This window comes from Nocardia rhamnosiphila NBRC 108938 (genome assembly GCF_000720425.1).
In the GTDB taxonomy this organism is placed as follows: domain Bacteria; phylum Actinomycetota; class Actinomycetes; order Mycobacteriales; family Mycobacteriaceae; genus Nocardia; species Nocardia rhamnosiphila.
The window spans coordinates 1,836,510-1,848,679 of the sequence record NZ_JOAJ01000001.1; the positions used below are offsets into that span (position 1 = coordinate 1,836,510).

Sequence of the window (12,170 nt, forward strand, 5' to 3'; positions counted from 1 at the left end):
CACCGGCATTCGCACCGCGGCGCGGCTTCCGCCCGCGGCCACCGTCACACCGACCCGGTGACCCCCAGCCCGCCCAGGCCGGACGGTGGGAGTTCCCCGTCCTGTCGTCCGGCGAGCAGCCATTTCAAGATCTTTCCTGTTTCCCCGCGCGGCAACGCCGACATGAACGTCACATCCCGGGGCACCGAGAACCGGCTCAGCCGATGCCGGATATAGGTGCGCACCATGTCCGAATCAAGGCCCGCCCCTTCATGTTTCACCACGAACGCGGCGAGTCGCTGGCCGAATTCGGGATCCGGGACGCCCACCACGGCGACTTCGCTGACCTGGGGCAGATGCGCCAGGGCCTCCTCCACCGGCCGCGGGAAGACGTTCTCGCCCCCGGAGATGATCATCTCGTCGTCCCGGCCGGCGATGAACAACCGGCCGTTGACGTCGAAGTAGCCGAGGTCGCCGGTGTCGAGCATGCCGTGCGCCTCGTCGGGGGGCGCGGAATTGACGTAGCCGTCGAACAGCATGTGGTTGCCGACGAAGATATGCCCGGTGGCGCCGATCGGCACCGGTTTGTGGTCGGGTCCGAGCACCGATACGCGGGTGCCCAGCGGCGGCCGCCCGGCGGTGGTGGGCGCGAAGCGCAGATCGGCGGGGGTGGCGATCGTCGCCCAGGAGACCTCGGTGGATCCGTAGACGTTGTAGAGGATATCGCCGTAGGTATCCATGAACCGCAGTACCGTGGCTCCGGCCAGCGGTGCCCCGCAACTGATCACCTGGCGCAGGCTGGAGGTGTCGTAGCGGGCCCGTACCGCCGGGGGCAGATCGAGGATCCGATTCACCATGGTGGGCACCACGATCATGGTGGTCACCCGGTGTTCGGCGACCGCGCGCAGGCATTCCTCGGCATCGAAACGTTCCGGCAGCACCACCGTGCACCGCAACGCGGTACTGAGCTGCAACCCGGCCAGCCCCCAGGTGTGGAACAGCGGTGCCGGGATGAGCATGGTCGATTCCATCTCCATCGGGATCCGCGACAGCAGCGCGGCGATGGTGCCGAAACCCTTGGGATGCGGCCGGCGCGCACCCTTGGGGATTCCGCTGGTACCCGAGGTGAGCACGATCAGCCGGCCGGGATGGGCGGGCTGACGGAACCCGTTCTCCCCCATTTCGATCAAGTCCTCGAGGGTGTATCGACCGGGGTACGGCGGCCGCAGGTCGGTATTGAACCGGGGCAGGTCGTCGTGCAGATACTGGACCAGTTGTTCGAGGTCGCCGTCGACGAACAGGGCCGAGAGCCGGTGCCGCTGCACGATCTGTTCGATGGTGCGCGCGGACAGGCCGGCATTGAGCAGTGCGACGTCCACCCCGAGTTTGCCCGCGGCCACCATGGTTTCGACCATGCCGGCGTGATTACGGGACAGCAGTCCGATCGCGTCACCCGCGCCGAGTCCCACGGCCGCCATCGCACCGGCCAGGGCGGTGCTGCGCCGGTCCATCTCGGCGAAGGTGCGGGACCCCTGATCGTCGACCACGGCGAGCCGGCCCGGCGCGTAGGCGGCGCCGGCCGCATAGCCCCCCGCCAGGTTGAAACCCCATTTGTTCAGTGACAGCAGTTGTTTCATCACCGCATTGGGCCGGGTACGCACCACACCGCTGACGGTGACCTGGCGCAGCACCTCGAGCTGGCGGCGGACCAGCGAGCCTTCCCCGTTGACCACCGTGGACGTCCGCGCGCCGCGCAGGATATCGGCGATCCGGCGCAGCCCCTTGGCGGTCCAGTCCTGGATCGCCGAATTCGACAGCTCGGTGAGGTGCCGATGCACCCGCCCCGGCGCGAAGAACGTGATCGATACGGTGCTGCGGTCGCCTTCTCCGTACATCCGCAACGCCGCGAAACTACCGATCTCCGGCGCGTGCAGTTCCAGGCTCTCGTACCAGCGGCCGGTGACCACGCGCACGCGCAGCACCCGGATTCCGGCCTCCGGCGTGCCGAGCCGGAATTCGAATACCGGCTCGGCCTCGGGCAGGTCCAGCCTGGAGCAGGCGCCGATACCGGTGAACACCCGCGGATAGGTCTGCGGGTCGAGGAGCAGCTCCCAGACAGCGGCACGCGCTGCGGGGATCTCCGCGACCATATCGATGACGTCGGTAACCAACTCCCGCAACTTCTCGTCGGCCCGCAACGAACAACTGGGCCGGCGGGGTAACCCATCTGTAATCTCTCTCACAATAGCTCGGCGCCGCATTTGTTACCAGCGAGTAGCAACGGTCTGTGACAGGTCACGAAGCCGTTTGCCCGGTGTTCACCACAGCTGCCGAAAGCACCCGTTGGAGCTTGTCCACGCTCGCCCACCGTCTCGGTGTGAGAACTCCCAGCGACAGCTCACTCCGCCCGTACAGTTATTGGGCGCGAACTACATTCGGCCGCATACCACTCGTTTGCGATCCGGAGGACCACGATGCACCAGACCCGACGCCGGGTGGCCATCACCCAAATCGACGAGATCCTCGACTATTTCGGCAAATGCGCGTCCTGTGGATATCCGGCCCGCGCCGAATCCACCCGGCGCGTATTCGACAACGGCGAGATCGAGACCCTCGTCATTGCCAGTTGCTCACTGCCCTGCGGCTGGTCCGATCGAGTATCGCCCACCCGGATGACCGGCCCGGCCGCCTGACCCACCGGGGTATGCCACCCGCGCCCGTCCCCGGGCCGGTGCGGCACGATGAGGTCTATGGAACTGCGAATCTTCACCGAACCACAGCAGGGCGCCGACTACCCGACACTGCTCAGCGTGGCCCGCGCCGCCGAGGACCTCGGCTTCGGGGCATTCTTCCGTTCCGACCACTATCTGCACATGGGCTCGGTCGACGGCCTGCCCGGTCCCACCGATGCCTGGATCACGCTGGCCGGCCTGGCCCGGGAGACCAGCCGGATCCGCCTCGGCACACTGGTCACCGCCGCCACCTTCCGGCTGCCGGGTCCGCTGGCGATCCAGGTGGCCCAGGTCGATCAGATGTCGGACGGCCGGGTGGAACTCGGACTCGGCACCGGCTGGTTCGCCGACGAGCACACCGCGTACGGGATACCTTTCCCGGATGACAAATTCGGCCGCTTCGAAGAACAGCTGGCCGTGATCACCGGGCTCTGGGAGACCCGGCTCGGTGACACCTTCGATTTCACCGGCAAGTACTACGAGCTCGTGAAGTCTCCCGCCCTGCCGAAGCCGGTGCAGCAGCCGGTACCGGTGATCGTCGGCGGCCAGGGACCGAAACGCACTCCGCGGCTCGCCGCGCGGTACGCGACCGAGTTCAATGCCCCGTTCGTCTCGGTGGACGACAGCGCCGCCCAGTTCGACCGGGTACGCGCCGCGGTCGCCGCGGAAGGCCGGGCGGACGACAGCATGGTGTACTCCAATGCGCTGGTCGCCTGCGTGGGCGCCGGCGAGGCCGAGATCGCGCGCCGCGCCGACGCGATCGGCCGCGAGGTGGCCGAACTCCGCGGCAACGGACTGGCCGGATCCCCCGCGGAAGTGGTCGACAAGATCGGGCGTTACCGCGAGATCGGCACCCAGCGGATCTACCTGCAGATCCTGGACCTCACCGATCTGGACCATCTCGCGCTCATCGCCGACGAGGTCGCCACACAGTTGTGACCGGCGAGGGGCGGACGGGGCCGCGGGCTCCGTCCGCCCGGACGCCGGATCACCGGTACGCGGCGGCCACCCCGTCGATCAGATGCTCGAGGGTCTCGTAGGCGGGAACATCCACGATATCGACCAGATCCGGGGACACCGGTACGTCGTGTTCGGCGACCACTTCGTCGAAGCGGGCGACATCCCCGGTCCGGAAACCGTGCTCGGCGGCCAGCGACTGCAACTCGGCGTCGTTGTGCAGCAGCGCACCGATCTCCTCGCCCTCCGGGGTGAGCGGGACGACGGTGTGCCGGGACAGCACAGTGGGCGACGGGTACAGCAACACCGAATCGGGCCGCAAGCGTCCCTCGACCGCGGCCGCCACATACTGCGCCTCGTAGATCCAGGTCATCGGGGTCGGTCCCATCCCCGCGGTGAGGTACTCCTCGAACGGCCCCGCGCTGGAGCCCTCGGTGTAGCCCTGTGCGAGGAACAGGCGCTGCAGGGTGGGCAGCACATGCTGTTCGGCGGTGGCGCCGCGCACCACCGCGTGATCGTTGACGACATAGCTGGCCACCGCCAGGTACATGGCCGCCGAATTCGAGGTCCGGGCGTCGGTGGTGCTGACCAGGATGTTCTTTCCCACCCGGTAGGCGGTGTTGCCGGCCAGTTCGTCCCACTGCACACCGCGCTGTACGAGCTCGATATAGGCGGAGAAATCCAGGCTGGGCGCCGGACCGTCGAACTTCACCACTCCGGCCGCGTCGAGCAACTGCACGATGGGGGTGAACGTGGCGATCGCCATCGGCGAATAGAACGGTACGAACTGGGTGCTCACCCCCACCTCGCGTTTGAGCCGTTCGGCCGCCGGCAGACTGGACGGGAACGCGAACGCCCGGCCGTCCAGGTCCACCGAGGTGGAGATCTCCCGCGACCCCGCCGCCTCGACCCGCACGTCGTAGCCGTGCGCGGCGAACACCCCGGCGACCCGCTCGTCGGCGAAGAAAGCGGCCTTCTCCGAACCGACCACCCCGGTGACCTTCGTCAACGGCGCCCCCGCGACCGGCGCCGCCGGGGCGGGCGCCGAATCGGGTCGCGACACCGCCCATGCCGTGACGCCCACCGCCGCCACGCCCGCGGCGCCCGCCAGCGCGAACAGCCCGCGGCGGTCGGTCCGCAGCGGGCGTTCGGTATCGGCTTGCTCGATCGCGGCGGCCGGTGTGCCCTTGTGCACCGAGACGGGCGCGACGCCGGGGGTGGTGACCACCGTGGCGGCGCCGGCCTCCTCGGCGGATTCGAATTCCCGGCGCACCACCCGCTCCACCAGAATGGGAACGAAGTCGCGCACCGTACTTGCCGCGAACCGTTCGTGCGCCGACCGGATCGCGGTATCCACCTCGTCGGGCGAGCGATCCTCGGAATAGGCGACGGACAACCGGCCCGCGAGTTCACGTATCGCTTTCTGCTCACGAGCCGCTTTGTCCTCGGAGGCCCTGCTCTTCGGGACGGTATCGAGTGCCACGTATATCTCCTCGGCGCCGGACATGGAATCGAAACGACCCGCGGGGCCGATCCACAGCCGACAACGCTACCGCCACAAAGTATTCGAATACTCCCACCAGTGAGCGTGGCCGCCGATTCTCCGACCAGAATTCACCCGGCATTTCCCGGCCGCTGGGCGGCGGTTTCCTCGAGGACGGCCATGGCCGCATTGTGCCCGCCGATTCCGCTCACCCCGCCCCCACGCACCGCACCCGCTCCGCAGCGCAATACATTCGCGTGACCGGTCTCCACGCCCCAGCGTTGCGCGGGGGTGTCCCCGGGCCCGGTCCGGTAGGGGAACGACAGATCACCGTGGAAGATGTGCCCGCCGGGTAGTCGCAGCGCACGTTCCAGATCCACCGGTGTGGCGGCCTCCAGACACGGCGCACCGTGGGCATCGCGGGCCAGGCATTCCCGGACGGATTCGGCCAGTACGCTGTCGAGCGCGTCGAGGCTCGCGGTGACCGCGGCCTGCTTCGCGGCTTCCGGATCGGCTTCGAAAAGCCTTGCCGGAGTGTGTAAGCCGAAAAGCGTAAGGGTGTGCCGCGGCGAACCGGCCGCGATACCGGGATCGGTCAGGGTGTGACAGTAGATCTCCGCGGGCGGGATCGCGGGCAGCCGGCCGGCCGCCGCCTCCCGATACGCCTGCGCCAGCTGTTCATAGGTCTCGGCGATATGGAACGTCCCGGCGAACGCGTCGTGGGCGGCCACCGCGGGGTCACGGAGTCGCGGCAGCCGATCCAGCACCATATTGACCTTCAGCTGGGCGCCTTCGGGTTTCCCGTCGACGGATTCACCCAGGAGCCGGGCCGCCTCGGCAGGCGAGGCGTTGACGAGCACATACCGCGCCGCCACGGTCCCGGTCGCCGCCCCGGCGAAATCCACCGCCGCGGTGCGCCCGTCGGTCGCCACCGCGGTCACCTCTGTACCGGTCACCAGTTCCGCCCCGGCGGCCCGGGCCGCGTCGGCCAGCGCGTCGGTCAGCGCACCCATACCGCCCACGGGTACCTCCCAGTCGCCGGTACCGCCGCCGATCACGTGGTAGAGGAAACAGCGGTTCTGGGCCAGCGACGGATCGTGCGCGTGGGTGAACGTGCCGATGAGAGCATCGGTGAACACCACCCCGCGCACCACATCGTCGGCGAAATACTCTTCGATCGTCTCGCCGAGGGGACGCTCGAACAGTTCCGCCCACACCCGGCCGCCCACCCGCCGCCGCAGCCGGTCGGCGGTCGGCAGCGGTTCGGTGAGTGTCGGGAAAACCGCCCGTGCCACCTCCCCGGTCATCGCGTAGAACCGCTGCCATGCCGTGAACTCACGCTCCGATCCGGTGACCCGAACGAAACTGTCCCGGGTGGTCGCCGGTGACCGGTTGTCGACCAGCAGACCCGACGATCCGGCCGGCGTATAGGAGGAGATCCGCCGCTTGCGCGTCCGGAACCGCAGGCCCAGATCGCCGACGATCCGGTCCGGCAGCAAACCGACCAGGTACGAGTACCGGGACAACCGGACATCGACTCCGTCGAACACCCGCGCCGAGACGGCCGCGCCGCCGGTCGCCGCCGCCTGCTCCAACACCAGCACCGACTGTCCGGCGCGGGCCAGATACGCCGCCGCGACGAGGCCGTTGTGCCCGCCGCCCACGATCACTACGTCGTACCGGGACCGCATCACCATAGGACGTCGATACCACACCGGCGCCGCGGCGGCGGTGAGGCTAACCGAGCAGACCGCCCAGCAGGCCGCCGCTCTGCCCGGCCTCCTGCCCGCCGCCGGTCCCGCCGAGCATGCCGCCGGGCGGCAGCTCCGAGGGCTGCACGATCACGAAACCCCGGCCGGAGAACGACAGGGTGATGCCCTCCCCGGTGCTGCGGCCGATGAGCCGGCCCAGCCCGAAGGAGTCATTGCGTTTCACGCTCGTCTGCAGGCTCGACGACCAGGCGATGGCCGCCTGCGGATCGGCATAGGTGGGCTGATCGACATTCAGTACGACCGGGCCGCCGTGGCTGGTGATGGCGATCCGGCCACGGCCGGTGAACACACAGTTGAAGAGGCCGGCGTTACTGGCGAAGCCGGCCGCGCCCTGCACCATCCGGATGTCGTAACCCAGGGTGGGATCGAAGGCGAGCACATTGGACCCGTTGATGGTGAGCCCGTCGGTGCCGTCCAGATCGATGATGTGCACATCGGCCGCCCCGTTGGCGACGAATAGATCACCGCGCCCGGACACCTTCATCAGCGGCACGCCCTCGCCGGTGAGCCGCTGCTGGATCGCCCGGCCGATCCCTCCGGAACCGAGCGCCTGGAAATGCAGATCACCCTGGTAGGCGACCATGGATCCGGAGCGGACCAGCGTTTCGCCGTTCACGCCGACCTTGATCATCTTGCTGCCCTGCTTCTGGATGCCCATCCCGGACACTTCGGCATGACGCGGGTCGAACAGCTCGCTGTGCATCGGCTGAGCTCCTTGCTGGGAAGAATATGCGGGGGGCTGGTGCGCGGGGGCCGGCGGCGCGGGATAGGCCGGCCCAGGTGGATACGGCTGCTGCGGCGGATAACCGGGCGCCTGCGAGTATCCGGCAGCCGGCGGCGCGGCGGGGTACCCGGGCGGCGGCACCGGTGGCGGGCCGGGGTGCTGCGGGTACTGCGGCGCCTGATACGGGGGTGCCTGATGCTGCGGCGCCTGATATTGCGGAGCCGGATACGGTTGCGCCGCAGCCGGTTCGGCCACCATGGTGGGATCGGTACGGGACGCGGGCGGGGCCGGTGGGACCGGCTCGTCGTCGACGTTCACCCCGAAATCGGTGGCGATACCCGCCAAGCCGTTGTCATATCCCTGTCCGACCGCGCGTACCTTCCACGCGCCCGCCCGGCGATAGATCTCCACGCAGACCACCGCCGTCTCGGTGCTCAGCTTCGACACCGCGAAGGTGAGCGTGCCCTGCTGCCCGGTCACCGTCGCGGTGAGCGACCCCACCGCACCGAAAGTGGGCGGCCCGCTGCCGTCCAGGCTCGCGGTGACCACGACCCGCTCGATATCGGCGGGCAGGCCCGGGGTCTGCACGTCGACGACATCACCGGCGCCCTGCCCGTGCCGGTAGGTCACGCCCGGCCCGGCCGGCTGGTTGAAGAAAACGAAATCGCCGTCGGACCTGACCTTTCCATTCGCGGCGAGCAGCAGTGCCGAAACGTCCACCGGCGCGGAACAGGTCACCGTAACCGTCAGCCGGTCACCCGGCGCGGGCCGGTTCTCCCCCGGAGCGAGCGCGGTCACCTCGTATCACCCCGACCCGATACATACCGGACCGGGTACTCCCCGGCCTCCCGGGTGGCCCGGCCACCGGCCGCCCACCCGTATGACTTCTGATCCACACCGACGAGTCTGACCGATAGCGCCCGCGCCGCGCCACCGCAGTATTCGACACGCCCCCCGCAAGCACGCCACCTGCGACGAAACGCCACCGCGCCGGACGACGATGTCTCCGGTGAACCGCCGGCGAACCTGAGAATTTTCACAGCCGGAGCACAGCCAACGGCCAGGCCACGGCGGCATCCTGGAATCGGACGAGCGGAACTCGGCATCAGGGAGGAACCCATGGTGGACTTCGAGATCACCGGCACCACCGTCACTGTTCACGTCCGCGGCGCACACCGAGTGCTGTCGCTGTGCGACCACATCACCTTCGACCTCACCAATATCGTGGCCGTCGAACCGGCCGAAATCGACCGCCGGCCGCCCTGGGTTCGCGCCCCCGGCGTATTCTTCCCCGGCGCGATCGCCGCGGGTACCTTTCGCGGCAAGGGCCGGAAAGAGTACTGGGACACCCTTTTCGGCGGCAATGCCGTCCGCATCGATTTGCGGGGACACGATTACACCCGTCTGGTCGTCGACGTCGACGATGTCGGCACCGCGATCGGTTCCCTCCGCCACGCCGCCGCAGCCTGAGGGCGGCCCACCGATCCGCCGATCGACCTCCTCGCCGCGAGGCCGATCGGCGGATCTGTATCTCCGGCGCCGCCGGCTCCACGGGGCGGAGCTCGCGATTCGAAGTAGACGAACGAAGCGTACGGACCTGGCGCCAGAGCAGGCTCACCACCATGGCCGGTCGCCGATCTACTGGTCGCCGCTGTGCCGGGACCGACCCCTATACTCCAGCAGCGAGACGGGCCCGACCAGCGATGCAGGCCAAACGGAGCAGAGCACACCTACGACAAGAACTTCCCGACATCGGACACCCCTTCAGTGCCGCCGTTGCCGTGGTACGGATCGCCCGAACGCGGTGTGTGCCACGGCAGACCCACGTCAGCTCTGCGGTTCTCTGCGGCACCGTCCCGTTCCTCCGCAGACCCGGCATTCCGCCGAGGCGACAGGAACTCCGGCCGGTGCCGCAGAATCATCCGATGACCGCTGCGGCCAAGCCGAACCGGAGGCGCCTTCCACCGTGACGCGAGCCGGCCACGCTGTCGGCTCGCCGAAGCGGGTGGGCCCGAGGATCCGAACCCATCCGCATGGTGGCGGCGTCTATGAACCGTTGACGCTTGGCGGGATGAGGACCTTGTCGATGAGGTAGACAGTGGCGTTGGCGGTCTGGACGCCGCCGCAGACGACCGAACTGTCATTGACCGTGATCTGATCACCCTTGCGGGTGGCGGTGACCTCCGATCCTTCGACGGTCGCGAAGGTACCGGCAATCTTGTCGGGTCCGATCCGGCCCGGCACGACGTGGTAGGTCAAGATCGTGGTCAGTAGCGCCGAATCTGTTTTCAGTGTTTCGACCGTAGCGGGGTCGAGAGCCGCGAAAGCGTCATCGACCGGCGCGAAGACGGTGAACTCGCCTCCATCGAGAGTGTCGGTGAGGTTCACCTGGGGGTTCAACTGGCCGGAAACCGCGCTCGTGAGGGTGGTCAGCAGTGGGTTGTTCGACGCTGCCACCGTCACCGGTTCGGTCGCCATCTGTTCGACCGAGCCCGGCCCGGAGGGCACCTGCTGGGTGTAGCCGGCGCATCCGGGACCGATCGGCGCCGCGGTGGCGCCGTTGGCCTGCGAGGCGGGCATCGTGGCCGAAGATTCCTCGGCGCCGGTGGTGGTGGTCTCCGAGGTCGAGGTATCGCTACTACATGCCGCGCCGGCGATCGCCGCCGCGGATATCACCGCGAGCAGCACCGCCGGGTGTTTGCGAATTTTCATATCGTGCCCTTCCTGGAAAAGCGGGGTGCTGTGGCCGGCCCGTGGCTTACGAGCATGAGCGGCAGTGGTGCGATCCAGCCTGTGGATTCGTCCCGTCGTGCACCCCACGAAGCGAAATCCTCTGATGCATCGATACTGCATCACTTTGCGGGTAGCGTGAAGCCTTACAGACGAAAATCTTCGAATCGCCCGGTCGCTGTCCAGAAGCGGGACCGGCCGGCGTCAGGACAGACAACGAGGGAGACCGTCATGTTCCATTTCACGACCACCCGCATGTTCGGAGTACTGCTGGGCGCCGGCGCGGGGGCGCTGTGCGCCGTGGCCGGTGCGCCCACAGCCGGTGCCGCGCCTACGGCCGCCTGCCCCGCACCCGGCGCGGCGGTGGTGCGCACCGCCGATATCGGCGCTTCGTGCTCGGCGACCAGCAATGCCGGGGGCGCGGCCGCGGCCTATGGAATCGACGGCAGCGCGCAGGCCGATGCGGCGGCGACGAGCTTGTCGCTGGCGATCGCGGCGAACGGCGGCAACGCCAGTTCGGCCGCGCAGTACCTGTCGGGTCCGGCCGCGATCGCTGTGGGTCCCGGGGCGCAGGTGAGTACCACCGGGGTGCGGCCGGGGCTCTCGATCGGTATCGCCGGGCCCGGAGCGACCGTGACAGTCACCGGGACCTCTACCCCCACCTGCACCGGAGGACCCGGATTCGCCGGGGACTTCCAGACCTTCCAGGGATGCCTGTCGATGCGGTGAGCATGCCGTGCCGGTGAGTTCGTTCGGCACGCGTCGGCCCGGGTGGGTCACGTCGCGGAGAGGGGGCTCGGACCGCTTCCCCGTCGGCCGCAGCCCGTCCAAGATCGAGAAGGGGAGTGCCGGTGACCGAGGGCGACAGCGATGCCGAAGGGGATCCGGAGGTCGGTTTCACGGTGAGTACGGTCGCCCGTGTACTCGGCGTCCCGGTGGCGACCCTGCGCAGCTGGATTCAGCGCTACGACCTCGGGCCCGCACAGCACACTCCGGGTAAGCACCGGCACTACACCACCGGCGATGTCGCGGCGCTGGGCAGGATGGTTGATCTCGTCCGGGCCGGGGCCAGTCCGATGACGGCCGCGAAAGCAGCGCGCGCGGCAGCGGATCCGAAACCCGTACTCGGCGACAAGGGTCCGGTGATGGCGGCCGCCGAACGACTCGACTCGGCTGATCTGCTGGCTCACTTCTCCCGTCATATCGCCCACTACGGTGTCGTGCGGACGTGGAATCTATTGTGCCGGCGGGTGTTCACCGAGATCGTGGACCGACAAGCCCACGACGTGGGGTTGATCGAAGTCGAACATGTTCTGTCCTGGGCGATCACTACCGCTCTGCACCGGACTGTGCCACCGCTGCACCCCACCGCCGGGCTGGTGCCGGTGCTCTTGGCCTGCACCGCCGGCGAAAACCACATACTGCCGCTGGAGGTGTTGCGCGCCGCACTTGCCGAGGCATCGGTCCCGTCCGTGCTGCTCGGCGCGTCGCTGCCCGCCAGTGCACTCGCCGCCGCTATCGCCCGCCAGCCACGGCGACCGGTGGTGGCGCTGTGGGCACAGACCCGGCATACCGCCTCGCCCGCACCGATACCCGCCGGTAGTCGTGTCCCCTCGCGGCTACTGCTGGCGGGGCCCGGCTGGACCACCGTCATGGTCGGCCTCCTCCCGATAGCGAAGCGTGTCGACACGCTCGAGGAGGCTCTCGGAGAGATCATAAGAACGGTACACGTCCCCTGAGAATATGCATCGTCTTTGCATCGAAACTTGTAGAGTGGGCGTGGGAGCTGCCCA

Annotated in this window: 10 protein-coding genes; 5 read left to right on the forward strand and 5 right to left on the reverse strand. The window is 68.5% G+C overall.

Annotated features, from left to right (window positions below; all coding sequences use genetic code 11):
* Positions 1–44: 44 nt before the first annotated feature.
* A complete protein-coding gene (locus IG75_RS0108440; RefSeq protein WP_051714417.1) occupies positions 45–2,150 on the reverse strand; it encodes an AMP-binding protein in 2,106 nt (701 codons plus the stop codon).
* Positions 2,151–2,453: 303 nt separating this feature from the next.
* Between IG75_RS0108440 and IG75_RS0108445 the strand changes: the two genes are divergently transcribed.
* Positions 2,454–2,672 (forward strand): hypothetical protein, encoded by a 219-nt coding sequence (locus IG75_RS0108445; RefSeq protein WP_030520614.1) that lies wholly within the window; start codon positions 2,454–2,456, stop codon positions 2,670–2,672.
* Positions 2,673–2,729: 57 nt separating this feature from the next.
* Positions 2,730–3,650 (forward strand): LLM class F420-dependent oxidoreductase, encoded by a 921-nt coding sequence (locus tag IG75_RS0108450; protein ID WP_030520615.1) that lies wholly within the window; start codon positions 2,730–2,732, stop codon positions 3,648–3,650.
* Between the two features lie 49 nt (positions 3,651–3,699).
* On the opposite strand, the gene IG75_RS36180 is transcribed toward IG75_RS0108450, so the two are convergent.
* The 3 genes from IG75_RS36180 to IG75_RS0108465 form a co-directional block, all read right to left on the reverse strand.
* Positions 3,700–5,151 carry a three-helix bundle dimerization domain-containing protein gene (locus IG75_RS36180; protein ID WP_051714418.1) on the reverse strand — a complete coding sequence of 484 codons (1,452 nt, stop codon included), beginning with the start codon at positions 5,149–5,151 and terminating at the stop codon, positions 3,700–3,702.
* Positions 5,152–5,282: 131 nt separating this feature from the next.
* A complete protein-coding gene (locus IG75_RS0108460) occupies positions 5,283–6,848 on the reverse strand; it encodes a phytoene desaturase family protein (protein ID WP_030520617.1) in 1,566 nt (521 codons plus the stop codon).
* Positions 6,849–6,888: 40 nt separating this feature from the next.
* Complete coding sequence (locus IG75_RS0108465) at positions 6,889–8,445, reverse strand: AIM24 family protein (protein WP_030520618.1); 1,557 nt, start codon at positions 8,443–8,445, stop codon at positions 6,889–6,891.
* A 321-nt stretch (positions 8,446–8,766) separates the two neighbouring features.
* On the opposite strand from IG75_RS0108465, the gene IG75_RS0108470 reads away from it, so the two are divergent.
* Positions 8,767–9,117: a hypothetical protein gene (locus IG75_RS0108470; protein WP_030520619.1), complete on the forward strand. Its 351-nt coding sequence runs from the start codon at positions 8,767–8,769 to the stop codon at positions 9,115–9,117.
* A gap of 576 nt (positions 9,118–9,693) precedes the next feature.
* Here the strand turns inward: IG75_RS0108470 and IG75_RS0108475 are convergent.
* Positions 9,694–10,359, reverse strand: a complete 666-nt coding sequence (locus IG75_RS0108475) for a fasciclin domain-containing protein (protein ID WP_030520620.1) — start codon at positions 10,357–10,359, stop codon at positions 9,694–9,696.
* A 249-nt stretch (positions 10,360–10,608) separates the two neighbouring features.
* Here IG75_RS0108475 and IG75_RS0108480 point away from each other — a divergent pair, with 249 nt between their 5' ends.
* Both IG75_RS0108480 and IG75_RS0108485 read left to right on the forward strand, forming a co-directional pair.
* The gene (locus IG75_RS0108480) at positions 10,609–11,106 is read left to right on the forward strand and encodes a DUF6764 family protein (protein WP_030520621.1); all 498 of its coding nucleotides are present in this window, start codon (positions 10,609–10,611) and stop codon (positions 11,104–11,106) included.
* Positions 11,107–11,228: 122 nt separating this feature from the next.
* Positions 11,229–12,116: a MerR family transcriptional regulator gene (locus IG75_RS0108485; protein ID WP_030520622.1), complete on the forward strand. Its 888-nt coding sequence runs from the start codon at positions 11,229–11,231 to the stop codon at positions 12,114–12,116.
* The last annotated feature ends 54 nt before the right edge of the window (positions 12,117–12,170 follow it).